The following is a 23673-nucleotide window of genomic DNA, read 5'->3' as shown; positions in this document are numbered from 1 at the left end:
CCATAAACTGGCCGGGTAACGCTATTGTGTGCCACTTTCCGCTGGAACCGGCAGTTTCATCACATGCGCATATTTGTGCGGATTGAAGCTCAGATAGAGCGGGCAGATGCTTGCGACCAGAACGAGGTGCAAGATCCAGCCGGAAGCAAAAGAGCCGGTCAGCCCATGCAGGAAAGCGGTTGCGACGGGACCGAGAGCTGCGATCAGAAAGCCACCGCCCTGCATCATGGCAGCCAGTGCGCCTGCTTCTTCCGGTTTGGGCAGGTGATCGAGCGATGTAATCATGGCGAGTGCGAAGCTGCCGCCGAGACCTGCGCCGCAGATCGCAGACCAGAAGAAAGGCGAAAGCTGGGGTGCCAAGGCAAGGCCTGCGAAGCCAACTGCCTGCATAGCCAATGTCAACAGCAGCCACGGGCGGCGGTCGGTACTGTGGCGGGCGACGAGCGGCAGTCCGAAAGCCGCTAGCGCCTGTGCAACAGCCATCGCCGCGACGAGATTGCCGGTGGTGGAGGCAGCAAGCCCTAGCGATTGATAATAGGGCGCGAGCCAGGCGACCATGGACGAGTAGCCCGCATTGACGAGACCGAAAGCAGCCATCAGCACCCAGGTGCGAGGGCGCTGCAGCAGGTGCCCGGTTATTCCGGATTTTTTGCCCGACGATGACGTTTCGCGAAGAATGGGCAGTGCCGTTAGCAAGGCCAGCACTGCGGGAATTGCAAGGACGGAAAGGGCGAAGCGCCAGTTATGCTGGCTGCCTGCAAGCCATGGTGTCAGCCGCGCGCCGAGAGCTCCGCCGCCCATTATCATGGCAGAATAGAGCCCTGTCACGGTGGCGATGCTTGACGGGAAATTGGCCTTGATGAGGCCGGGCATCAAGGCCTGAATCATTGCAACGCCAGCACCGCACAGAACGGCGGTTAGCACCAGCGAAACGCCGTCCGGCACAAAACCGCGCAGGAGGGAGCCTGCTGCAAGGATGGTAAGTGCTGCGAACATGCTGCGCCGGGTGCCGAACAGCGACTGGATGCGCGGGGCGGCGAAAGCGCCAAGCCCCATCAGCATCATTGGCAGGAAGGTGAGCAGGGAAAGCGCACCAAAGCCCATTCCGGTATCGGCTGCGATATTCGAAAGTACCGGCCCCGGCGCGGTCAGGAACGGACGCAGGTTGAGGCCGATCAGGACGACGAGCGTGATGAGGGCGAGGCTTGCTGTGTTCTTGCTGCCGGTCGCCGGATGAATGGTAGTCTGCATGTTTCAGGCGCCAGTCTTCTTCTTGCTTTCCCATACTTGGTAGAGGTCAGGATCGTTTTCCGGTGGGGAATGTTCGAAACTGATGCCGGTCTGCGCGCCGAGGGGCTTGGCGAGTTCAGCGGCGATTTTTGCGGTTGAAAGGCCGAAGGGTTCGGCCTGCTCATTGGAATAGGCGAAGCGGATTTTTTCAATACCCGCCATGCGCATCGCGGCAAAGCACATGGGGCAGGGCTGGCCGCTGGCATAGACTTCACAGCCGTCGAGCCGTGGCGATTGCAACGTCTTGCCCGCCGCGCGCAGTGCCAGCAATTCGGCATGGGCGGTGGGATCGCAATCGGCCTGCATGCGATTGACGCCTGTGGCGATGACCTTGCCGCCCTTGACGACCACGGCGCCGAACGGGCGTCCGCCTTGTTCGACATTGTCGAAGGCGAGCCTTATGGCCTGATCGAGATATGTGCGGTCGTTGCTCATTTCGCGCCAGCCTTTTCCAGCATGGTCACCATCGGCGCAAAGCCGCGGCTGCGGGCATGCTGAAGCGGCGTGACGCCGTCATTATCTGCCAGATTGACGTCGGCCCCTGCATCAATGAGAAGCTTCACGATATCGACGTGGCGCTGGCCGCCGTCGCCGAGCATGATGGCTTCGAGGAGCGCCGTCCAGCCAAGATTATTGACGTGATCGACCTTGACGCCCGCCTCGATCAGCGTGCGCACCGTTTCGACATGGCCGCGTTCGGAGGCGGGAATGAGTGCAGTTCCGCCATAGCGATTGGTGCTCTTCAGGTCCGCACCGTGCGCAAGCGTCATCTTGAGGATTTCGAGGTGTCCGCGCGCGCCAGCATAAAGATAGGGGCTGTCCTTGATGGCATCCTTGGCATTGACGTCGGCGCCAGCATCAATGAGCGCACGGGCGACATCGACGTGATTGGCATGGGTTGTCGCCAGAAGTGCCGTCTCGCCATTCTTGCCCCGCGCTTCGAGGTCTGTTCCGGCCTTGATGGCTGCATTGACCGCCGCCAGATCGCCAGCCGCTGCGGCCTGAAGAAGAGACGTTTCGGCTTCGGCTTGGGCTTGGGCTGCGGCGTGGTGGCCCGGCAATGTCGGTTCGGTCATAACTATCGTCCCTGCAATCAATGCCAAGGCACTCAAGCTGAATATTGTTTGACGCATCGGCTGGTTCTCCTGCTTGTTGCGTTCATACAAGCAGGGTGTCATATTTGGAAATTAAATGTTGAACTGATATCCAGTGGGTTCATGAATACTTCTTTCAATCTCGATCTTTTGCGGGCCTTTGTGGCTGTTGTCGACAGCCGTAGTTTTACGGCTGCGGCCTTGCAGCTGCACTCGACCCAATCGACCATAAGCCAGAAGATCATGCGGCTGGAGGAAGCTGTTGGACAGGCGCTTCTGGAACGTGCCCGGCATGATGTGCGCCCGACGGATGCAGGCGAAAAGTTGCTGGGCTATGCGCGCCGTATTCTGCACTTGCATGACGAGGCGGCAGCCGCGATGACCGGCACAGCACTTGCTGCCGTGTTCCGCCTCGGCCTGCCGGAGGATTTCGCCTCACGGCTGGTTACGCCTGCGCTGGCACGTTTCATGCGCACACATCCCAACACGAAACTTGAGGTGACGAGCGGTCTCAGCCGTGACTTGCAGAAAGGTTTCGAGACCGGTGAGTTTGACCTTGTCATGGTGAAACAAAAACGTGGCGAAACGGTTGGGACCATGCACTGGCCGGAGCCGCTGTCCTGGCTCGATAGCGCCGATTTTCCCGTTTCCCATGTTGATCCGCTGCCGCTCGTCGTGTTCCCACCGAACGGGCTTTATCGCAGCGACATGATGGAGGCTCTCGATCGGGTGGGCAGGCGCTGGCATGTGGTTTTCACCAGCTCCAGTCTGGCGAGTATTCAAAGTGCGGTCGCCGAGGGGCTGGGTGTCAGCCTGCTGCCGACGCGTGTTGCGCTTCCCGGTCATCGGGTGGTGCCTGCCGCAGCAGGATTGCCGTCCGTCGAGCCGATGGAAATTGTCATCCGGCACATGGACAATGGCCCCGACCAGATCCGTCAGCTTGCCGAAATGCTGGCGGAGATTGTCGGAGACTGAGACGGTTTCAGACAGGCCGCCGACCCGTGCCTTCCCTCGACAATTGCTTTCTCTGATTGATTGTATCGTTTCGAGTGCCTTTCACGAAATTTCCGGTCTTTCATTCTCTGTTTAATTTCTGAAAAGCACATCCGTTTTCAGATTGACTGATTTTGTATCCAGGATATTGTGTCCAGAAAAGTTGGGAGGCTTTTCTATTGGCGGCTTTTGAATGGCGCAGTCAGACCCGTTTGCTGGACGAAGTAGCAGAGGCGCTTCGTGAGCGAATCTATGCTGGTGACTATGCGCCGGGCGCGATACTCAGGCAGGAACATATAGCGGCAGAGTTCGGCATCAGCCGGACGCCCTTGCGTGAAGCCTTGCGCGTTCTGGAGCGGGATGGGCTGGTCATTCACCTGCCGGGCAGGGGGGTGCGTGTCGCTTCCGCCGATCTCACCCGCCTGATCGATGCCTATGCGGTGCGCGAAGTGCTGGACGGTGTGGCAGCGCGTTTTGCCGCCGAGCGGGCGAGCGATGTGGATATTGCAAAACTGCGTGCGCATGTTGCAGGACAGGGCACGGTCGTCGATCCATGGGATGCGAAAGCCTATACCCAGTCCAATGTTGATTTCCATATGGCGGTGATGAACACCGCGGGCAATGCCTCGCTGATCGCCTTCGTGCCGCTTCTGCGGATGACATCGCAGGTTTTTGCGCCTTCGTTCTCGTTGTCCGTCGACAGGGCGCGCGATGCGATCCGCGAACATGGAGCCATTGTCGAAGCCATCGCTTCGCGCGACGGCGAAGAAGCCGAGCGGCGGGCGCGGGCGCATATCCGCGCCACAACCGCGAGACTTGAGGCGGAAATGCCTCTTCGGGAGAATGAAAATGAAACATGAGAACAAGACGGGAGGAGCCGGCTTGCTCCGTTATGGCAATTTCATCGCAGGCGAATGGCAGGATGCCGTTGGCGGCGAGCATATCACGCTCCGAAATCCTTCCGACGGCAGCGATCTTGCGCTGATTGCGCGCGGCACCAAGGCTGATATCGATCTGGCGGTGGCTGCGGCCCGTAGCGCGCTTTCCGGCGATTGGGGCAAGCTGACGGCGACCGAGCGCGGTCGTGTGCTGCACCGCATGTCGGAAGAAGTGCTGAAGAACATTGATCTTCTGACTGATCTGGAATCAAAGGATGTCGGCAAGCCGGTCGGCCAGGCCCGTGCCGATGTGGTGGCGCTGGCGCGTTATCTCGAGTTTTATGGCGCTTCCGCTGACAAGGTGCATGGCGATACGCTGCCTTATCAGAACGGTTTTACGGTTCTGTCGATCTATGAGCCGCACGGCGTTACCGGCCACATCATTCCGTGGAACTATCCGATGCAGATTCTGGGCCGCAGCCTTGGCGCAGCGCTTGCCATGGGCAATGCAGCCGTGGTCAAACCTGCTGAAGAAGCCTGCCTGACCATTTTGGAGTTTGCAAAAATTGCCGAAAAGGCCGGTCTGCCGAAGGGCGCGCTCAATGTGGTGACCGGACTTGGCGCGGAAGCGGGTGCAGCGCTTTCCGAACATCCCGATGTCAACCATATCTCGTTTACGGGGTCGGTGCGCACGGGCGAGGCTGTGCAGGCTGCGGCTGCGAAGAACACCGTGCCGGTGACGCTGGAACTCGGCGGAAAATCGCCTCAGATCGTTTTCGCTGATGCCGATCTCGACCGCGCTTTGCCGTTTCTGGTCAATGCGGGAATTCAGAATGCCGGTCAGACCTGCTCGGCGTCGTCGCGCATTCTGGTTGAGCGCAGCATTTATGAAGATGTCGTAGCGCGCATGAGCGAACGCTACCGTGCGCTGAAAGTCGGCCCGGCAAGTGCTGATCCGTCGGTCGGTCCGGTGGTGTCGCAGCGCCAGAAGGCGATTGTCGAAACCTATCTCGAACTGGCCCAGGAAAGCGGTCTGGCCATTGCCGCGCAAGGCGTGCTGGCCGAAGACGCGCCGGAAGGCGGGGCCTATGTCCTGCCGACGCTGATCCGCGACGTGCCTGCCGATCATCGTCTGGCGCAGGAGGAAATCTTCGGCCCGGTGCAGGTCATCCTGCCGTTCGATACCGAAGAAGAAGCCATCGCGATTGCCAATGGGACATCCTACGGCCTCGTCTGCGGCATCTGGACCAATGACGGCGGACGTCAGTTCCGCCTCGCGCATGCCATCCATGCCGGTCAGGTGTTCATCAATAATTACGGCGCTGGCGGCGGTATCGAACTGCCGTTCGGCGGTGTCAAGAAATCCGGCCATGGACGCGAGAAGGGTTTTGAGGCGCTCTACGGGTTTGCCTCGCTGAAAACGATTTCCGTGTATCACGGCTGAAAATAGCATTCGGGAGAATTACAGTGTCGCTTGAAGGTAAGGTCGCGCTCATCACGGGAGCAGGTTCGGGGTTTGGCGAAGGCATGGCAAAGCGCTTCGCTGATGGTGGCGCAAAGGTCGTCATCGTCGACCGCGACAAGGCGGGAGCCGAGCGCGTTGCAGGCGAAATCGGCGATGCGGCGCTGGCCGTGGCGGCCGATATTTCCAAGGAATCTGATGTCGATGCAGCAGTGGAAGCCGCTTTATCGAAATTTGGCAAGGTCGATATTCTGATCAACAATGCCGGTATCGGTCACAAGCCGCAAAATGCCGAACTGGTGGAGCCGGAAGAGTTCGACCGCATTCTCGGCGTCAATGTGCGCGGCGTTTATCTGATGACGCGCAAGCTCATTCCGCATTTCAAGGGCAATGGTGCCAAGGGCGAAGACTGCGTTATTCTGAATGTCGCTTCGACCGGCGCTGGGCGCCCGCGCCCGAACCTCGCCTGGTACAATGCCACCAAGGGCTGGGTCGTTTCCGTGACCAAAGCGCTGGCTATCGAGCTTGCTCCAGCAAAGATTCGCGTGGTTGCACTGAACCCGGTTGCCGGTGAAACGCCGCTTCTCACCACCTTCATGGGCGAAGACACCGAGGAAATCCGTAAAAAATTCCGCGATTCCATCCCGATGGGCCGCCTGTTGAAACCCGACGATCTGGCTGAAGCGGCGGCTTTCCTTTGCTCGCCCGCTGCCTCTATGATTACCGGGGTTGCGCTCGACGTGGATGGCGGGCGTTCGATTTAAAAAAGAGACGAGGGGAGCCAAAGAGGAACAATGGGTAAACTGCTGAAAGCCGGGCTGATAACAGCCGCGATGCTGGCATCGATCAACGGTGCATTTGCAAAAGATACGCTGGTGGTTGGCGAAGTACTGGAACCGCCGGGCCTCGATCCGACGGCCAATGCCGCCGCCGGTATCCGGCAGGTTACCTATGCCAACCTTTATGAAGGTCTGGTGCGCATTGTCGAAGACGGCACGGTGAAGCCGCTTCTGGCTGAAAGCTGGACTGTTTCCGACGACAAGAAAACCTATACGTTCAAGCTGCGTCAGGGCGTGAAGTTTCATGACGGCACGCCGTTTGACTGTTCGGTCGTGAAATTCTCCTATGAGCGCGCTGTCGCGCCGGATTCCACCAATGCGCAGAAGGGCCTGTTCGCGCCGATTGAAAGCACGGAATGCCCTGACCCGGCGACCGCCGTTGTCACGCTGAAGCGCCCGACCTCGAATTTCCTGTTCAATATGGGCTGGGGTGACGCGGTCATGGTCGCGCCGAATTCGGCTGCCGACAACAAGACCAAGCCGGTTGGCACGGGTCCGTTCAAGTTCAAGCGCTGGGTGCAGGGCGACCGCGTCGAACTGGAGCGCAACCCGGATTATTGGGGTGAACCTGCAAAGCTTTCCGCCGTCACGTTCCGCTTCGTGAGCGATCCGTCGGCTGCTGCGGCTGCCATCCTTGCCGGTGACATCGACGTGTTCCCGATGTTTCAGGCGCCGGAGCTTATCAGCCGCTTCAAGAGCGACGACAAGCTGCAGGTCGAAGTGGGCGATACGGCAGGCAAGGTGCTGCTGTCGCTCAACAATGCCAAGGCGCCTTTCGATAATGTGAAGGTGCGTCAGGCGCTGGCTCATGCCATCGACAGCAAGGCGCTGATCGAAGGCGTTTATTCAGGTTTCGGTACGCCCATTGGCTCGCATTATGCGCCGGTCGATCCGGGCTATGTCGATCTGTCGGAAACCTATCCGTATGATCCGGCCAAGGCGAAGCAGTTGCTGGAAGAGGCTGGCGTTCCGACTGGCACATCGATCACCATCACGCTTCCACCTCCGGCCTATGCGCGTCGCGGCGGCGAGATCATTGCGGCGATGCTGGCAGAAGTCGGCATTCAGGCCAATCTCGTACCGATCGAGTTTGCACAATGGCTGGATCAGGTGTTCAAGCGCTCGGATTTCGATGCGACGATCATCGCGCACACCGAAGCGCGCGATCTCGATATCTATGCCCGCGACAAATACTACTTCAACTATAACAACCCGGAATATAAGGCGCTCTACAAGGCCTATGCCGAGGCTGGAAGTGATGAGGAACAGCTCGAACTCGTGAAGAAGCTGCAGGAAAAACTTGCTGCTGACGAGCCGAATATCTTCCTCTATGCACTGCCGAAAATCGGTGTGTGGAACAAGAATGTGAAGGGTCTGTGGAAGAACATGCCGATTCCGGCTGACGACCTGACGCAAGCCTATTGGGCTGAATAACAAGGTTCGCCCCGTCGTTTGCTCGGCGGGGCGGTTTTACGCGAATGGCCGCGCACCCCATAAAGATAAGGGGAGGGCGTGCGGCGAGTTGGAATGTGGAAAGCGGATATCCGTCTTTTCAAGGAGGTCGCTTTGCTGGCTTACATATCCGGGCGATTGGTTTCGCTCCTGCTTACGACGCTTGCGGCTTCCGTCATCGTCTTTCTGCTGATGCAGGTGCTACCGGGGGATCCGGCGGCGGTGATCCTCGGTATCAATGCGCAACCTGAAACGCTGGCAGCACTTCACAAGCAGCTCGGCCTCGATCAGCCACTCTGGTGGCGTTATCTCGAATGGATTGGCGGTTTTCTGAAAGGTGATTTCGGAACGAGCTATACTTATTCCGTGCCGATCAGCGAACTGCTCGGACCACGCATTATGGTCACGCTGCCGCTGGCGCTTTTGTCCATGGTGCTGTCCGTTGCTGTTGCCATTCCTGTTGGCGTCTATGCGGCGTCCAAGCGTGGCAAGACCGGTGATGTGCTTTCCATGGGCGTGGCACAGGTCGGTGTTGCAATTCCGAATTTCTGGCTTGGCCTGCTCTTGATCCTCCTGTTTGCCTTGCAGCTCGGCTGGTTTCCGGCCTCGGGCTTTGCGGGGTGGGAAGGCGGCTTCTGGAACGGTATCCGCTCGCTGTTCCTACCTGCGCTGGCCCTTGCCTTGCCGCTTGCTGCAATTCTTGCTCGCGTGACACGCTCCGCCGTTATTGAAACACTCGGCGAAGACTTCGTGCGTACTGCACGCGCCAAGGGGCTCACACGCAACGCTGCACTCTGGCGTCACGCAGTGCCCAATGCACTGATCCCGGTTGTCACCATCATCGGCCTGCAATTCTCCTTTCTGCTGGCGGGAACCATCATCATCGAAAACGTCTTCAATCTGCCCGGCCTTGGAAGGCTGGTATTTCAGGCCATCGCGCAGCGCGATCTCGTCACCGTGCAGTCGCTGGTGACGCTGCTTGCCGCTTCCGTGATCGCGGTCAATTTCATTGTCGATCTTGTCTATGGCTTCATCGATCCGCGCCTTTCGACGGGAGGCAGCCGATGAGTGAAACGCAAGCTCTTCCGAAACCGGGTGTGTTCAAAACAGTGCTGCTGAGCCGCAGCCTGGCTGTCGGTACACTGATCACGGTCATCCTCGTCGCGATGGCCGTCATCTCCTATGTCTGGACGCCATATTCGCCGACCGCCATGAACTTCCGTGACAAATTGCAAGGTCCGAGTTTCAGCCATCTGTTCGGCACGGATAATTTCGGGCGCGACGTGTTTTCCATGATTATGGTCGGCGCGCGCAATTCCATCGCGGTGTCAATCATCGCCGTGCTGGTCGGTGCCGGTATCGGTATTCCGCTTGGTGCCTTCGCGGCTGCACGTGGCGGCATGGTGGACGGCTTTGTCATGCGCATGACCGATCTCGCCTTTGCGTTTCCGGCGCTTCTTACCGCCGTCATCATCACCGCTATTTTCGGGCCCGGCGCCGTCAATGCGATGATCGCCATCGGCATTTTCAATATCCCGGTGTTTGCGCGTGTCACACGTGGCGCATCACTGGGCCTGTGGAAGCGGGAATATGTGCAGGCTGCGCGTTGCGCCGGGCGTGGCGATGTGTCGATCACGCTTTTGCATGTGCTGCCCAATATCAACCATGTGCTGATCGTGCAGGCGACGATCCAGTTCGCACTCGCCATCGTTGCCGAGGCGGGCCTTTCCTATGTCGGGCTTGGCACCCAGCCGCCAATGCCAAGCTGGGGCAAGATGCTCAACGATGCACAGACCTTTATCTATGATGCGCCATGGCTCGCCATTTTCCCCGGCCTTGCTATCACGCTCGCCGTACTTGGTCTCAACATGCTGGGCGACGGATTGCGCGATGTACTTGATCCGCGCGTCAGGAGGCAGAGATGACAACACCTTTGCTTGAAATGGACAATATGTCCGTTGAATTGCCTATCGGTCTCAAGGTTGCGGATATCGTGTCCGATATCACGCTGACGCTCAATCGTGGCGAACGCCTTGGCGTGGTGGGTGAGTCCGGCAGTGGCAAGTCGATTACGGCGCTTGCCGCCATGGGGCTGTTGCCTGACCGGATGCGGGTGCGGGGCACGCTGCGTTTCGACGGGGAGAATCTGGCAAGCAAGCCGGAAGCGGAACTGTGCAGGATGCGCGGACGGCGCATGGCGATGATCTTTCAGGAGCCTATGACGGCGCTCAATCCGGTCAAGACCATAGGTGCGCAGATTGCCGAAGGTCGCCGTCTGCATTTGGGCGAAAGCCGGGCCGATGCGGAGCGCAAGGCGCGCGAGCTTCTGGATCGTGTGGGGCTGCCTGCACCGCGTTTCAATCTCGATCTTTACCCGCACCAGCTTTCCGGCGGGCAGCGTCAGCGCGTGATGATCGCCATGGCGATTGCCTGCGAGCCTGATCTGCTGATTGCTGATGAGCCGACGACCGCGCTCGACGTGACCGTTCAGGCGCAGATTCTCGATCTCATGGATGAGTTGATTGACGAAACCGGCACAGCTCTGATGCTCATTACCCATGATCTCGGCGTGGTGTCAGAAATGACCGACCGTATTGCTGTCATGTATGCGGGCCGCATTGTCGAAACCGGGCGCACGGAAGCGGTGTTTAATCGTATGGCGCATCCTTATGCTAGGGGGCTGTTCCAGGCTTCTCCACATGGGGCGGCACTTGTGCGCAGCCATGGCACGGGACGCCAGCGCCTTGCTGCCATTCCCGGCGTTGTGCCGGACCCGCTGGCGCGTCCACCCTATTGCACCTTTGCCGACCGCTGCGCCTTCGTGCAGGACGATTGCCGAAAGGCGATACCGGGGCTGGATTTCATCGCCGACAATGACGGCATCGCGCATCGCGCCGCCTGTATTCACCCGCGAGACGGCGAGGTGGTGTTATGAGCAACATGATCTTGCAGGTGCGCGATGTGGTGCGCGAATATCAATTGCCGCGAGCATCCTTCTTTTCACGAACGAGCGCGTTGCGCGTTCTGCATCGTGTGAATGTGGAGATTGAAGCAGGGCAAAGCCTTGGCATTGTTGGTGAAAGCGGTTCCGGAAAATCCACGCTGGCCCGCGCCGTGATGGGGCTGGAACGCCCGCAATCGGGGCAGATTCTGATCAACGGTCAGGATATCTATGCGCTGGATCGCCCCGGCCTGCGTGAAGCGCGCAAAGGCTTTCAGGCGATCTTTCAGGACCCTTACGGTTCGCTCGATCCGCGCCATACGGTGAAGCGGATTATTTCCGAGCCGATTGTGTCGCTGGAAAGCGGCACCAGTTCCAAGGACCGCGACGACCGCGTGGCGCAAGTGCTGGAAGCGGTCGGCTTGCCCAAGGCATCGGCGGAAAAATATCCGCATGAATTTTCCGGCGGGCAGCGCCAGCGCATCGCCATTGCGCGCGCCCTGATCACCAGACCGGCGCTGATTGTCGCCGACGAGCCGGTCTCCGCGCTCGACGTTTCCATTCAAGCGCAGGTTTTGAACCTGATGATGGATTTGCAGGAAAAGTTTGGCCTGTCGTATCTTTTCATCAGCCACGATTTAGGCGTCGTGCGCGCCATCACCGACCGCGTGGCTGTCATCTATCGCGGGAATATCGTTGAGCAGGGGCCAACGAATGAGGTCTTCGACAATCCGCGGCATGATTATACGCGCGCGCTGGTTGATGCCGTGCCAAAGCCTTTCTCCGGTCGCCGCAAGCGCGTGCGGCGATCCGATGCCACACTGAAATTGCCTGAGTGATTTGAGGAAATATCCAATGTCGAATCTAGCCGATTTGTCAGCCGTTGAACTCGTGTCCGCCTATAAGGCGAAGTCGCTTTCGCCCGTCGAGGTTACGGAAGCCGTCATCAGCCGCATTGAAGCCTATGAGCCGAAGCTCAATGCACTCTGGGCTTACGATCCGGATGCGGCGCGGGTTTCGGCAAAGGCCTCGGAAGCGCGCTGGGCGAAGGGTGAGCCTGCTGGGCCCATCGACGGGGTGCCGCTGACGATCAAGGAAAATATCGCGACGGAAGGGACCGCCGTTCCGCTTGGCTGCGCGGCACTGCCGCTGAAGCCTGCCGTCGCCGATGCCCCGCCTGCTGCGCGCACCCGCGAGGCTGGCGGCGTGCTGCTCGCCAAGACGACCATGCCCGATCTCGGCATGTTGTCGTCGGGGCTGTCGAGCTTCCACAAGCTCGCGCGCAATCCGTGGGATTTGAACACCAATCCGGGTGGTTCGAGCGCTGGTGCGGGCAGCGCCGGTGCGGCCGGTTACGGGCCGTTGCATATCGGTACGGATATTGGTGGCTCCATCCGCCTGCCTGCGGGCTGGTGCGGTCTCGTCGGTCTGAAGCCGTCCTTCGGGCGTATCCCGATCGATCCGGCGTTTCTCGGTCGCGTTGCCGGGCCGATGACCCGCACGGTTGCCGATAGCGCGCTTTATATGTCGGTTCTGTCGAGACCGGATCGCCGCGACGGCATGAGCCTGCCCCAGCAGGATATCGACTGGATGAACCTCGACATCGACGTCAAGGGCTTGAAGATCGGTCTATGGCTTGATGCCGGTTTTGGCGAAGAAGTTGGCGAAGAAACGAAAGCTGCCGTGGAAGCATCGGCAAAGCTTTTTGCCGATGCTGGTGCGATCATCGAGCCGGTTGCACCATTCCTCAATCGCACCATGATCGACGGTCTTGATCGTTTCTGGCGCGCACGTTCCTGGTCGGACATCAAGAAGATGACGCCGGAAAACCGTGCGAAAATCCTGCCTTATATCTATCAGTGGACAGAGACGGCGGAAGGGCTTTCCGGCGAGGAAGTCTATCTCGGCTTTGCCCAGATGGACGCCATGCGCAATGCAGCACTTGCAGCTTCCAAGGGCTTCGACTTCATCATTTCGCCAACGGCACCCATGCCAACCTATCCGGCGGAATGGGCATCGCCGGTCAATGATCCGCAGCGCCCGTTCGAACATATCGCCTTCACCGTGGCGATGAACATGTCGGAGCAGCCGGCGATTTCGATCAATTGCGGTTACACGTCGACAGGACTGCCCATCGGCCTGCAGATTTTCGGCCAGCGTTTTGATGATCTGGGTGTGCTGCGGTTGGCAAAGGCTTATGAAGAGATGCGGCCCGTGCAACGTCCCTGGCCAGTTATTGCATGATTGCCAAATCCTGCCCCTCATCGTGAGGAGGCGCGAAGCGCCGTCTCGAAGGGCGAGGGGCCATCTCCTATCCTTCGAGACGGTGATCTTCGACAAGCTCAGGTCACCTCCTCAGGATGAGAGAGATGGGGCGGGCGCTTGAGATGTGGGCGCGGTTATTTCTTCGGGCGAAGCGGCGCGCGTTCCTTGTAACGGTCCATGGCGGTGAGCTTCTGGATCAGCGGATCGGCGTCGCGCCATCCATAAATCTCGGTGCGCAGATATTCGAGCTCGGCTTCGAGTTCCTCTTCGCCGATTTCCGTCCACCATGATTTCGGACGTCCATCCGTGCCATCCGACCAGCGATAGCCGCGCGCCTTCAGGTGATCCTTCATTTCGAACGGACTGTTTTCTGCATAGACGCGCATCCGCGCGCGCTGGCTTGCTTTCAGCAATTCGGCAAAGGGCGTGGTGTCGCCCGACTGTTCTTTCAGTACCGCGAGCAGGGCCTGACAGTCATCTTCGGCCCGATGGCCATTATGGAAATAGCCGCTCTGGCCGATCAGGTAGCCAAGCTTGGTGCCTTCAAAACCGCGTGCGGTCCAGTCGATCTCCTTGACCGAGCAGGCCCAAGGCTTGTTGGCGAAAGCGATTGAGAAGCGCTCGAGAAACGGGCGGTCAAAACCGGCATTATGCGCGATAATGATATCGGCTTCGGCGATGAGTGCGTCCAGCTTCTCACGCGGGATCGTCTGGCCTTTCACCATGTCGTCGGTAATGCCGGTGATACGGGTAATGTCAGCGGGTATTGGCTTAGATGGCTGCTGCAGCGCACCGAACGTGGCGCAAACATCGCCGATGGAGCCGTCGTCCGCATAGCGGAAAGCAACTGCACCGATCTCGATGATTTCTTCCTGCGCGGGATTGAGGCCGGTTGTTTCCGTGTCGACAACGACGCCCAGTCGCGGAAAGGCGATCCGGTCGGCATCCGGTACTGTCGGCGGCGGATCAAGCCGCTGCAGGATGCGGTAACGCCCGCTGTCTTTCAGGCGCTGCACCATTTCCGCTTCATCGATGCTGGTCGTCTTGCCGGGCTTGGCGCGGGCAGGGCGCAGTTCTGCCCGTTCCTCTCCTTCCGCCGGGGAAAGAGCAAAAAGGTCGAACTGATGGCGCATGGAACTTCTCCGCATGGGGGAACGGGTTTGGCAAAGAATGCCATTTTGCGGTGCTGCAACCAAGACCGCAATCGTATAAGTAACAGGTAATCATCCTGTCGAGCGGTAGCAAGGCAGGGCGCTGCGCCGGGAAAGGCATGAGGAGGGGACTTCGTGGCAGATTATGATTATTGCATCATCGGCGGCGGCATTGTCGGGCTTGCGACAGCAAAAGCCATGCAGGAAGCGGAGCCGGGCGCAAAGATCATCCTGCTGGAGAAGGAAAGCGATTTCGCGCGCCACCAGACAGGACACAATAGTGGCGTCATCCATGCCGGTATCTATTACCAGCCAGGTTCATTGAAGGCGCAATTGTGCCGGGCCGGTGCGGAAGCCACGAAAGCCTTCTGCAGGCAATATTCCATTCCTTTTGAAACATGCGGCAAGCTTCTGGTCGCGACCTCTTCGCAAGAAGTCGAACGCATGGAGGCGCTCGCCAAGCGCGCGATCCAGAACGACATCACCTTCCAGCATGTGGACCAGCAGACTTTGCGCAAGGTCGAGCCTGCGGTTGCAGGCCTCGGGGCACTGCTCGTTCCCGCGACCGGCATTGTTGACTATGCGAAAATATCGCGGGCGATGGCTGCGGAAATCATTGAGCGCGGCGGTAGCGTGCGGCTCAAGGCGCCGGTTACGGCAATCCGGGAGGATGGCAAAGGCGTTACGGTAATGGCAAATGGCGAGACCTTGCGCGCTTCCAAGCTGGTCGCTTGCGCCGGGTTGCAGTCAGACCGCATTGCGCGGCTTGCCGGGTTGGATATCAGCCATCGCATCGTTCCTTTTCGCGGTGAATACTACACCTTGCCGAAATCGAAGGCGAATATCGTCAAGCATTTGATCTATCCGATCCCCGATCCCGACCTGCCATTTCTCGGCATTCACCTGACTCGTACGATTGACGGCGGTGTCACGGTCGGCCCGAACGCAGTTCTGGGTTTTTCGCGAGAAGGCTACGACAAAGGCAGTTTCCGTGCAGGCGATGTCGCGGATATGTCGACATTTCCCGGCTTCTGGAAGATGGCGATGAAGAACTGGCGCTCGGCTCTAGCCGAATTCAGCAATTCCGCGTCTCGCACACGCTATCTGAAAGAGTGCCGCAAATATTGCCCGACGCTGGAGCTTGCCGACCTTGGTGCGCCGGGCGCCGGAATCCGGGCGCAAGCCGTTCTTGATGACGGTACGCTGGTGCATGATTTTCTCTTCAAGGAAACGGAGAGAATGCTGCATGTGTGTAATGCGCCGTCACCGGCCGCGACGTCTTCCATACCCATCGGCCGCATGATCGCCGAAAAGCTTCTGGGGATAAATCTGAAGGTAAAAACGACATAAAAAGAGATCGTCGCCGAAGGATGTTGTTTTCAATTTATTTTTAGCAATCGCTTATTCTCAGTGTTGCTCTTTTAGGTTTTAGTGTTCATCAATATTGCAAGCTTACAACTTGACTTTGACGCTGGTTTGTAATTGCACATTGGGTTCAATTTGAAATAGCGTTTTAGCATTCTCATTTTCAACCGATTTAGGGCCTGTTCGTGAAGTTTGTGCCGCCGCTGGTAGTATTGCTGTTTGCTGCGACGATGTTAGGCATTTGGATGCTCGACACGAAGCGCAGGCATCTTTTGCTTTTCGGCCTGAGCTTCGCCAGTTTTGCTTTCGGGCTTCTGGTTCCTATCTCGCTGGTCTCGGACCGCCTGGCCCTGACCTCGCCGATTGCCACGACTTTCCATTTTCTGGGCGGCTGGCTGCTTTGCGAGGGTGTAATGATACGCATGGGCGGACGTTATTCCCGCCTTGCATCAGGCCTGATCGGGCTCGGTCTTCTTGGAGCCATGGCCTATTTCATTGCGAATGATACGAGCTATTCGCGGATTGCGCCCACTGTCCAACTGGCTCTGGGCAGTCTGGTGGCCGTGCTTTGCATTCAGGCGCGCAATCTTGCACGCCGAAGCTGGATTGAGCGCGTGCTGTTTGGTGCATTGTTGTTGTTGATGGTGCATTTCTATGCACAGGCTGGAATGGCGCTTGGGCTCCCCGCCGACATCACCCGGCCGTCAGAACTCATTCATTCGCGCTATTGGCAGGGCATCATGATATTCGGTGCCTTTGCGGGTGTCTTTGCCGGTCTGGTTCTTCTGGTGGTGACGACTTCGGATGTGGTCAAGGAATTGCAGGCAGAGCGCGACTCCGATCCGCTGACCGGTGTTCTCAATCGTCGCGGCCTTGAGCGTCATGCGACTATGCGTTTGGCCGAGGCCCAGCGTGGTGATCATGGGGTCATTATCGCGGATATAGATCACTTCAAGTCGATCAATGACGAGCTGGGTCATGCAACCGGCGATCAGGTGCTGGTTGAGTTTGCCTGCATTCTGCAAACAGTGGCAGCAAATACAACGATTGTCGGTCGCGTCGGTGGCGAAGAATTTGTTCTTCTGGTCCAGGGGGATGCCGAAACATGTGAGCGACTGGGCGATAGGCTTTGCGGGCGCGTGGCCCGACACAGTTTTCCCATGTTGCCTGCAGACCGCCGGATGACATGCAGTTTCGGCATCGCCATGGTGCGCGGCGCTGAAACATTATGGGAAACAGCAGCACGTGCCGATCTTGCCCTGATGCGGGTAAAGCACCGTGGACGCAATCGCGTTGCGGTGGAGGGGCTGGAATTCCCGAGCGCCAAACAGGGCGCTTATCTGCTGACCGCTTGAGTTGGTTTCCGAAGCCAGCTGAACCGGATTTTTTCATTCCGTAAAGGATTTGGTTACCATAATTGACGATGCTGGAGACGACCTTCCAGTCACCGCTTTGCCATGTCTTGTTCGTCTTTTTGCCGAACTGACATGCAAAGCGGTGCCGCGAAAGTTGATTTCCACTCGGATTTTGTATCATGGCGTGTGTAACAGAAGTGTATGGCTACGCAGCTCCGCGCAGCAACGGCATCAGACTTCCGCTCGGTTTCAAAGGTTTTACGCGCGTTGCGATTTTCGCTGCGACGGGACTTGTGGCCGGAAGCTGGATGATGACCGCGCTCGGCACGCTGGAAACGGTCGTGCCGGCCTTTGCGCCTGTCGCCCCGATCATGCGCCGTGTTTCCCTGACCGCGCCGCAGGCACTTGCCGTCGTTGATCACAAGATCGCGCCATCGCGGCGGATCAGGCAGAGCTTCATCGATGCCTACACTGCTGATGCGGCCTATTCCAACCTCGACTGGCACCGGGCCAAAAACGTAAACGATCAGCCGATCATTGCTGACATCGGTCCCGATTCCGTGATCGAGGACAAGCCTGTCGATACGGCATCCCTCATCGAATTGCGTGCTGATCGCGTCAGGCGCGACGAGCCTGTTGTGGCGAGTGTCGAGCAAGAGCAACCTGCCGCGACGGCTGGCGTGACTGTGGCTGCCTATGCGCCAGTGCCGACTGCACCGAACACTGCGGCGGCCTTCAACAAGATTGATCCGCTTTCGCAAGCTGAAGAAATGGATGCCGCTGAAAGGCAGGCACATCTTCCTACCGGCAATGCGGTTCCCGTTCCGCAGCTTGCTCCGGATCAGAAAACCGACATGGCCGCAGAGGATGAAGCCAGCCGGGATGCATTCCTGCCCGATGATGTGCCGCTGCCGGGCGCGAAGCCGTCGCTGCGCCGCTCCCGCATGCATGAGAAGACCGAACTCGCCTATGCGCCGGAAAGCGGTGCAACCGAAGAACCGCGCCCCGGCCTGTTCAGCCCACTTCTCAATCAGGCTGCACGCAGCAAGGTTGCTATCTACGATATTTCTGCAGCCACTGTTTACCTGCCGAGCGGCGAGCGCCTTGAAGCCCATTCCGGTCTCGGTCCGATGCGCGACAATCCGCGTTATGTGAACCAGAAAAACCGCGGGCCAACGCCGCCACATACCTATGATCTGCGCATGCGCGAGGCCTTGTTCCATGGCGTCGAGGCGATCCGCCTCACGCCTGTCGACGGCAACAACCGCTATAATCGCGATGGCCTTCTGGCGCATACTTTCATGCTGGGGCGCCGTGGCGATTCCAATGGTTGTGTCGTGTTCAAGGACTATCCGCGCTTCCTGCGCGCCTTCAAGCGCGGCGAGTTCAACAAGATGGTTGTGGTGACACGAATGCAGTCTTCGAAGCCTGCGCGGATCGCATCGCTTTTCTGATAAATTGTCCGTCAAAACAAACAGCTAGAGCGCCGATCTGATTCAGTCTGATCGAAACACGCTCCAATGCAATTACGCAAGGAATTGTGATCCCCAATTCCTTGCGGGGCACACCAGAATTGATAGAGGTCTTTCATCGAAACTGATGGGAGATTTTTATGAAGCTTTACTACAAGGTCGGCGCTTGTTCGCTCGCACCCCACATCATTCTGAGCGAGGCGGGCCTGCCTTATGAGCTGGAGGCCGTGGATCTCAAGGCCAAGAAGACAGCGGACGGTGGCGACTATTTTGCAGTCAATCCGCGCGGCGCGGTTCCGGCGCTGGAAGTGAAGCCCGGCACTGTCATCACGCAGAACGCGGCAATTCTCCAATATATCGGTGATCATTCCGACGTTGCGGCATTCAAGCCCGCCTATGGTTCAATCGAACGCGCACGCCTGCAGGAAGCGCTGGGCTTCTGTTCGGATTTGCATGCGGCCTTTAGCGGCCTGTTCGCGCCCAACCTGAGCGAGGAAGCGAGGGCGGGCGTCATCGTCAACATCAATCGTCGTCTGGGTCAGTTCGAAGCCATGCTGTCGGACAAGAACCCCTACTGGCTTGGCGATGACTTCACTCAACCAGATGCTTATGCGTCGGTGATCATCGGTTGGGGCGTTGGTCAAAAGCTCGATTTGAGCGCCTATCCCAAGGCGCTGAAACTGCGCGAACGTGTGCTGGCCCGCCCAAACGTGCAGAAGGCATTCAAGGAAGAAGGCCTGAACTAAAAATCACAGCCGGAGGTCCAAACCTCCGGCTGTTTTATTGCCTGGGTTGCGGATGCGGTAACCAGTCTACCGTCTTGAAAGAGGTAACTCGCGTCTGTTGTGGGGAAAATCAAATGGCGGAGAGAGAGTCCGCCTAACTAGCATTCGCTCATGTCCGCGAGTGTCTGCCAATGTCGCAAGAACCCTATTAAATGCTGATGTTTTCACATCTTGGTATCCGCGTGTGTTCATTCGTGGTCGCCTACGCCCACATCATTTGCTAGGATCAGCGCTAGGATCAAGTTAAGGCGCGTTCTAATGGCAAAACCAATCAACAAGTTCTCAGCAAAAGCGGTTGAAGCTCTCTCGAAGCCCGGACGCCACAGCGACGGCGGCGGGCTTTACCTCAAGGTTCTGCCTGATGGGCGGCGGCAATGGGTGTTCATGTATCGCTGGCAGGGCAAGCAAAAGGAAATGGGCCTCGGCGCGTTTCTGCCTGTCAAAACCGAGAAGGGGCAGCGATACGAATATGTGACGCTGGCTGAGGCCCGGCAGAAGGCAACAGACGCTCGCGCCGCCATAGCTCAGGACGTCGATCCCATGCAGGCCCGCAATACTGCCAGCGGCGTACCGCTGTTCGGTGAGTTTGCGGACAATCTCATTGACGATCTGGCGAGCGGCTTCCGAAATGAGAAGCATCTTGAGCAATGGCGCATGACGCTCGGCGACACCTATTGCAAGTCTCTCCGTAGCAAGAGGGTCGATCAAATCACCACGGCTGACGTGCTCGAAGTGCTGAAACCGATCTGGCAGAAGAAAGCAGAAACCGCTTCGCGCATCCGTGGCCGCATTGAGCGGGTACTGAACGCAGCAAAGGCGAAGGGCCATCGCTCAGGCGAAAACCCTGCGATGTGGCGCGGTCACTTGGCTAATCTCCTGCCAAAGCGCCAAAAGCTTCAACGCGGCCACCACGCGGCCATGCCCTTTGAGGACGTGCCTGCCTTTCTTGCCGGGTTGCGTGATCGGCCTGCCACAGCCGCGCGCGCCCTTGAGTTCACCATTCTAACGGCAGCACGATCCGGTGAGGTCTACGGCGCAACGTGGTCCGAAATCGACCTGAAAGCTCAGGTTTGGACCGTGAAGGCCGCTCGCATGAAAGCCGGGCGAGATCACCGCGTACCACTGACCCCGCGCGCCGTGGCGATCCTTGAGGAATTGAAAAAGCTCGGCTCCGAACCAGACGCCTATGTATTTCCGGGTCAAAAGCGCGACCGTCCGTTGTCGAATATGGCGATGGACATGATCATGCGGCGGATGAAAATTGACGTGACCGTGCACGGCTTTCGTTCATCGTTCCGCGATTGGGCTGGCGAGGTCTCCACGTTCCCACGCGAGATTGCAGAAGCGGCGCTCGCCCATGTCGTCGGTGACGAGACAGAGCGGGCTTACCGGCGCGGTGATGCGCTCGCAAAGCGTCGGAAGATGATGGAAGCATGGGCGAATTACTGCGAGCCGAAGGGCAAGAATGTCCTTGCGTTTAAACGCTCATCGAAGTCGTGATGCGAGCGTTTATCGCTATGAAGACACAAAAAAACATTGGCGCGCTTTGGAAATTGGCGGCGGAAACCATTCGCGCATTATTCCTTCGTTCGGATCAAATTTTGAAAGGTTCCGAACGATGCAAAAACAGGAAAAGCTCTTTTACTCGATCAATGAGGCTATGGCCGCAATCGGCATTAAGCGCTCGATGATGTACACGCTGATCAGTTCTGGTGAGTTGAAGGCGGTGAAAGTTGGTCGCCTCACGATGATCCGGTCAACTGATCTGCAAGAGTTTGTCGATAGTCGTCAGCCGTATGCAGCCTGAGACAGTCCGCCATGCCGGGAAAAGAAAACGCCCGGCTCGATAAGAAACGAACCGGGCGGACTGATCTTCGAATTGCACCGTAGCTGCTGCGATTTTTACAACATCTGTTCCGCTCTTGCAATCCCGCGAGGGCAAATGGTTACGATACCCACCTTCTATTGCGAGCCGATTAAGGTTCGCGGACGCATCTCAGAACAGCTTTGGCAGTTTAAGTGCCCCTACTGTCAGCGCCTTCACATTCACGGCGCATGGCAGGGCCACCATGCTTCGACATGTATATCGAGTGACGGCGAGGTGGCTTTCCCGCGAGGCTATGTTCTTAAGCTCGATCCGCGTTACGAGGGTCGGCCATGATCAACAATTTCGATGTTCGCCACGTCACGGGCCGTATGGAACGCGTCTTATACTCGCACATTTGCGTCGATGCCATTCAAACCGATCTAACGTCACGGCAGGCGATGGACGTTGCGCTAGTCATTGGCACGACGCCATGCCCGATCTTTGCGATCATGGATGAAAACAATCCCGTCGCCATTGCTGTTTGCAGCCTTGATCTGCCGGGTTATGCGCGCCGCTTGCGGTTTGGATGGACTGACCCGGCATGTCGTAAGATGGGCTTCGGTTTGGCCGTCGCTCGCCATGTTGTCCAGAGCGCGAAGCATGTCGGGGTTGCGGTTCGACACGAAAGCGAAAAGCGAATTGCCGAACGGGCCGGTTTCACGCACTGGCGGCGGGCTGACGGCGGATGGGCTGGAGCGACCACGAAGGCAGCGTTTCGCATGCCGTTCGCTCATCCGAACCCGACGCCGGAAGCCATTGCCGACGCCATGCGGTCCTTTGGATTGGAGGGCAGAGCATGACTGTTGCAGCGTATACATTTGCTGACTGGCAGTCTGGCATGAAGCCCCCCAAAGGGTGGGACTGTGCCGACGCGTTTGATGATGGTTGGGGCAAGGATGAGTTTGACGCGTTCATGAAAGCTACCGTCCGTCCTTGGTTCCCACCGAATGACAAGCCGTTGCCTGATCCCGATGGATATGGTGCGCCGCCCGATTATCTCAGTGAAGCGCCACCGCTCGAAGATTGCGCAGTCGAAGCGGTGTTTCTCTCTGCTGGTGGAAACGCAGCCAGCAGCGAGCAGGATGGGCTTCGGGCCGGTCAGCTTCTCAAGATGGAACAATTTGATTTCGAGTTGGAAGCGTTCCTCATCGACCGGAAATGGTGGATCAGACAGAACGATCTTTCCGGCGAAATCGAAATTCATCGCCCGCGCGACATAGTGCCGATGACTGACAACAGATTGGCCGAGATACGTTTCTCTGTGTCATATGCGGCGAATGGCAAGGAACCGGCCAAAGATAAGATAACGGATGCAATCGGCTTGATTGCAGAGCGCAACTCCTATCATCCGGTGAAGGATTATCTTTCCCGTTTGAAATGGGATGGTGTGCCGCGATTGGATACCTGGCTGATTGATTACGCCGGGGCTGAGGATACGGACCTTAATCGGGCGTTCTCACGGAAAATCCTATGCGCTGCCGTGCGCCGTGTAATGCAACCCGGTTGTAAATTTGATCATGCCCTTGTGTTGAGGGGGCCGCAAGGTGCGCTGAAATCATCGCTAGTCAAGGCGCTGTGCTGTGATGAGGCGTGGTTTACGGACCAATTGAAGGTTGGGGCGGATGCGAAAGAGACAATCGAAAACTCAACCGGCGCTTGGATCGTTGAGCTTGCGGAGCTTGATGGGCTGAGCCGTAGGGAAGCGAACGCGGTCAAGTCGTTCATCACCACGGTTTCCGACAAAGCGCGCCTGTCATACGCCAGATACGCGGTGACCCGGCCACGGCAATTCGTCCTGATTGGTACCACGAACGAAAGCGCCTTCCTGAACGATTTGACCGGCAATAGACGATGGTGGATCGTCAACGTCGCGGCCTGCGATCCTGCCGGGATTGTATCGGTACGCGATCAGCTATGGGCCGAAGCTCTCGCGGCTGAGCCGAATGAAAGCCTGTGGCTCGATGATGAGGCGCTACAGGCTGACGCCGCCCGGATGACGCAATCCGTGACCGACTTCGGACCATGGGCGGAAATGCTTGATGAACAACTTCCAGAAGGGCCCCTCAAGATTGAGGCTTCGGACGTGTGGAAGCTTGTCGGGATTGACGGCCCTGACAGCATCAACAAGCTCACGAAGTCGCACCATGCGAGCATGAAAGCGGCAATGGCTGGCTTAGGGTTCGACAAGAAGGACGGCGGCGTTCGTCGCGATGGAAGGAATGTGAAAGCATACATGCGCGGCGATCCGCATATAGCTGAGTGGTGGCGACCGGGCGAGCCCGCGCGGGACGTACAGGAAGCATGGGGCGACTTTTAGATCAAAGCAATCGAGGCGGGGCAATGCCCCGCTTTTTTGACCCAACGAACCGGTTGCACTAACCGGTTACGAACCGGTTGCAGTACGAACCGGTTGCAGCAAATCAGCCCTATTGCAACCGGTGCAACTGGTTCATGTTGCGAACCG

22 protein-coding genes are annotated in these 23673 nt (G+C 58.1%); 18 read left to right on the top strand and 4 right to left on the bottom strand.

The features are described 5' to 3' along the window. Nucleotides 1–21: 21 nt before the first annotated feature. Genes OHI65_RS19535 through OHI65_RS19525 form a run of 3 tightly spaced genes read right to left on the bottom strand, consistent with a single transcriptional unit; the run spans nt 22 to nt 2366 of the window. Nucleotides 22–1251, bottom strand: a complete 1230-nt coding sequence (locus OHI65_RS19535) for a cyanate transporter (RefSeq protein ID WP_094514144.1) — start codon at nt 1249–1251, stop codon at nt 22–24. 3 nt (nt 1252–1254) lie between these two features. After that, the gene (locus OHI65_RS19530) at nt 1255–1725 is read right to left on the bottom strand and encodes a nucleoside deaminase (protein WP_125299954.1); all 471 of its coding nucleotides are present in this window, start codon (nt 1723–1725) and stop codon (nt 1255–1257) included. Then, the gene (locus OHI65_RS19525; RefSeq protein WP_235824284.1) at nt 1722–2366 is read right to left on the bottom strand and encodes an ankyrin repeat domain-containing protein; all 645 of its coding nucleotides are present in this window, start codon (nt 2364–2366) and stop codon (nt 1722–1724) included. The genes OHI65_RS19530 and OHI65_RS19525 overlap by 4 nt, the downstream gene beginning before the upstream one ends. 141 nt (nt 2367–2507) lie before the next feature. On the opposite strand from OHI65_RS19525, the gene OHI65_RS19520 reads away from it, so the two are divergent. From OHI65_RS19520 to OHI65_RS19475, 10 genes are all read left to right on the top strand, one after another. Beyond that, on the top strand, nt 2508–3359 hold the full coding sequence (locus tag OHI65_RS19520) for a LysR family transcriptional regulator (protein ID WP_125299956.1): 852 nt from the start codon (nt 2508–2510) through the stop codon (nt 3357–3359). Between the two features lie 197 nt (nt 3360–3556). Continuing rightward, nucleotides 3557–4237, top strand: coding sequence for a GntR family transcriptional regulator (locus OHI65_RS19515; RefSeq protein WP_125299957.1), 681 nt, complete (start codon nt 3557–3559; stop codon nt 4235–4237). Next, the gene (locus OHI65_RS19510) at nt 4227–5699 is read left to right on the top strand and encodes an aldehyde dehydrogenase family protein (protein WP_125299958.1); all 1473 of its coding nucleotides are present in this window, start codon (nt 4227–4229) and stop codon (nt 5697–5699) included. Before OHI65_RS19515 ends, OHI65_RS19510 begins: the two co-directional genes overlap by 11 nt. Nucleotides 5700–5722: 23 nt before the next feature. Further along, nucleotides 5723–6481 carry an SDR family oxidoreductase gene (locus OHI65_RS19505; RefSeq protein ID WP_012091391.1) on the top strand — a complete coding sequence of 253 codons (759 nt, stop codon included), beginning with the start codon at nt 5723–5725 and terminating at the stop codon, nt 6479–6481. A gap of 30 nt (nt 6482–6511) precedes the next feature. Continuing rightward, entirely contained in the window at nt 6512–7990 is a 1479-nt protein-coding gene (locus OHI65_RS19500) for an ABC transporter substrate-binding protein (protein WP_125299959.1), read from the top strand. A gap of 132 nt (nt 7991–8122) precedes the next feature. Further along, nucleotides 8123–9076 carry an ABC transporter permease gene (locus OHI65_RS19495; protein ID WP_125300373.1) on the top strand — a complete coding sequence of 318 codons (954 nt, stop codon included), beginning with the start codon at nt 8123–8125 and terminating at the stop codon, nt 9074–9076. Next, nucleotides 9073–9933, top strand: a complete 861-nt coding sequence (locus OHI65_RS19490) for an ABC transporter permease (RefSeq protein WP_125299960.1) — start codon at nt 9073–9075, stop codon at nt 9931–9933. The genes OHI65_RS19495 and OHI65_RS19490 overlap by 4 nt, the downstream gene beginning before the upstream one ends. Beyond that, nucleotides 9930–10943 (top strand): ABC transporter ATP-binding protein, encoded by a 1014-nt coding sequence (locus OHI65_RS19485; RefSeq protein ID WP_125299961.1) that lies wholly within the window; start codon nt 9930–9932, stop codon nt 10941–10943. The genes OHI65_RS19490 and OHI65_RS19485 overlap by 4 nt, the downstream gene beginning before the upstream one ends. After that, nucleotides 10940–11788 (top strand): ATP-binding cassette domain-containing protein, encoded by an 849-nt coding sequence (locus tag OHI65_RS19480; protein WP_264358774.1) that lies wholly within the window; start codon nt 10940–10942, stop codon nt 11786–11788. The genes OHI65_RS19485 and OHI65_RS19480 overlap by 4 nt, the downstream gene beginning before the upstream one ends. A 16-nt stretch (nt 11789–11804) precedes the next feature. Then, a complete protein-coding gene (locus tag OHI65_RS19475; protein WP_125299963.1) occupies nt 11805–13193 on the top strand; it encodes an amidase in 1389 nt (462 codons plus the stop codon). Between the two features lie 155 nt (nt 13194–13348). Here the strand turns inward: OHI65_RS19475 and OHI65_RS19470 are convergent, their stop codons facing one another. Then, entirely contained in the window at nt 13349–14347 is a 999-nt protein-coding gene (locus OHI65_RS19470; RefSeq protein WP_125299964.1) for a 3'-5' exonuclease, read from the bottom strand. Between the two features lie 153 nt (nt 14348–14500). Here OHI65_RS19470 and lhgO point away from each other — a divergent pair, with 153 nt between their 5' ends. From lhgO to OHI65_RS19430, 8 genes are all read left to right on the top strand, one after another. Beyond that, on the top strand, nt 14501–15715 hold the full coding sequence (gene lhgO, locus OHI65_RS19465; RefSeq protein WP_125299965.1) for an L-2-hydroxyglutarate oxidase: 1215 nt from the start codon (nt 14501–14503) through the stop codon (nt 15713–15715). Nucleotides 15716–15915: 200 nt separating this feature from the next. After that, entirely contained in the window at nt 15916–17085 is a 1170-nt protein-coding gene (locus OHI65_RS19460) for a GGDEF domain-containing protein (protein ID WP_012091400.1), read from the top strand. A gap of 179 nt (nt 17086–17264) precedes the next feature. After that, nucleotides 17265–18539 carry a DUF2778 domain-containing protein gene (locus OHI65_RS19455; protein ID WP_012091401.1) on the top strand — a complete coding sequence of 425 codons (1275 nt, stop codon included), beginning with the start codon at nt 17265–17267 and terminating at the stop codon, nt 18537–18539. Between the two features lie 158 nt (nt 18540–18697). Continuing rightward, entirely contained in the window at nt 18698–19303 is a 606-nt protein-coding gene (gene gst / locus OHI65_RS19450) for a glutathione transferase (protein ID WP_012091402.1), read from the top strand. Nucleotides 19304–19600: 297 nt separating this feature from the next. Next, complete coding sequence (locus tag OHI65_RS19445; RefSeq protein ID WP_264358773.1) at nt 19601–20842, top strand: tyrosine-type recombinase/integrase; 1242 nt, start codon at nt 19601–19603, stop codon at nt 20840–20842. Further along, on the top strand, nt 20808–21149 hold the full coding sequence (locus OHI65_RS19440) for a helix-turn-helix domain-containing protein (protein WP_264358772.1): 342 nt from the start codon (nt 20808–20810) through the stop codon (nt 21147–21149). Before OHI65_RS19445 ends, OHI65_RS19440 begins: the two co-directional genes overlap by 35 nt. A 350-nt stretch (nt 21150–21499) precedes the next feature. After that, entirely contained in the window at nt 21500–22009 is a 510-nt protein-coding gene (locus tag OHI65_RS19435; protein ID WP_264358771.1) for a hypothetical protein, read from the top strand. Beyond that, on the top strand, nt 22006–23526 hold the full coding sequence (locus tag OHI65_RS19430; RefSeq protein WP_264358770.1) for a virulence-associated E family protein: 1521 nt from the start codon (nt 22006–22008) through the stop codon (nt 23524–23526). Before OHI65_RS19435 ends, OHI65_RS19430 begins: the two co-directional genes overlap by 4 nt. Nucleotides 23527–23673 lie beyond the last annotated feature (147 nt).

Source organism: Brucella sp. MAB-22, from assembly GCF_025908475.1.
Classification (GTDB): domain Bacteria; phylum Pseudomonadota; class Alphaproteobacteria; order Rhizobiales; family Rhizobiaceae; genus Brucella; species Brucella anthropi.
Note: the sequence above shows the minus strand (reverse complement) of the source record. Positions and strands in the feature narration are given on the sequence as shown.

What these genes read in the sequence shown, in the direction of transcription:
- OHI65_RS19520 (WP_125299956.1), top strand. Translation starts at nt 2,508, where the DNA reads ATGAATACTTCTTTCAATCTCGATCTTTTGCGGGCCTTTGTGGCTGTT.
- OHI65_RS19480 (WP_264358774.1), top strand. Translation starts at nt 10,940, where the DNA reads ATGAGCAACATGATCTTGCAGGTGCGCGATGTGGTGCGCGAATATCAA.
- gst (WP_012091402.1), top strand. Translation starts at nt 18,698, where the DNA reads ATGAAGCTTTACTACAAGGTCGGCGCTTGTTCGCTCGCACCCCACATC.
- OHI65_RS19485 (WP_125299961.1), top strand. Translation starts at nt 9,930, where the DNA reads ATGACAACACCTTTGCTTGAAATGGACAATATGTCCGTTGAATTGCCT.
- OHI65_RS19455 (WP_012091401.1), top strand. Translation starts at nt 17,265, where the DNA reads ATGGCGTGTGTAACAGAAGTGTATGGCTACGCAGCTCCGCGCAGCAAC.
- OHI65_RS19525 (WP_235824284.1), bottom strand. Translation starts at nt 2,366, where the DNA reads ATGACCGAACCGACATTGCCGGGCCACCACGCCGCAGCCCAAGCCCAA.
- OHI65_RS19490 (WP_125299960.1), top strand. Translation starts at nt 9,073, where the DNA reads ATGAGTGAAACGCAAGCTCTTCCGAAACCGGGTGTGTTCAAAACAGTG.
- OHI65_RS19440 (WP_264358772.1), top strand. Translation starts at nt 20,808, where the DNA reads ATGTCCTTGCGTTTAAACGCTCATCGAAGTCGTGATGCGAGCGTTTAT.
- OHI65_RS19430 (WP_264358770.1), top strand. Translation starts at nt 22,006, where the DNA reads ATGACTGTTGCAGCGTATACATTTGCTGACTGGCAGTCTGGCATGAAG.
- OHI65_RS19535 (WP_094514144.1), bottom strand. Translation starts at nt 1,251, where the DNA reads ATGCAGACTACCATTCATCCGGCGACCGGCAGCAAGAACACAGCAAGC.
- OHI65_RS19475 (WP_125299963.1), top strand. Translation starts at nt 11,805, where the DNA reads ATGTCGAATCTAGCCGATTTGTCAGCCGTTGAACTCGTGTCCGCCTAT.
- OHI65_RS19500 (WP_125299959.1), top strand. Translation starts at nt 6,512, where the DNA reads ATGGGTAAACTGCTGAAAGCCGGGCTGATAACAGCCGCGATGCTGGCA.
- OHI65_RS19445 (WP_264358773.1), top strand. Translation starts at nt 19,601, where the DNA reads ATGGCAAAACCAATCAACAAGTTCTCAGCAAAAGCGGTTGAAGCTCTC.
- OHI65_RS19510 (WP_125299958.1), top strand. Translation starts at nt 4,227, where the DNA reads ATGAAACATGAGAACAAGACGGGAGGAGCCGGCTTGCTCCGTTATGGC.
- OHI65_RS19530 (WP_125299954.1), bottom strand. Translation starts at nt 1,725, where the DNA reads ATGAGCAACGACCGCACATATCTCGATCAGGCCATAAGGCTCGCCTTC.
- OHI65_RS19470 (WP_125299964.1), bottom strand. Translation starts at nt 14,347, where the DNA reads ATGCGCCATCAGTTCGACCTTTTTGCTCTTTCCCCGGCGGAAGGAGAG.
- OHI65_RS19435 (WP_264358771.1), top strand. Translation starts at nt 21,500, where the DNA reads ATGATCAACAATTTCGATGTTCGCCACGTCACGGGCCGTATGGAACGC.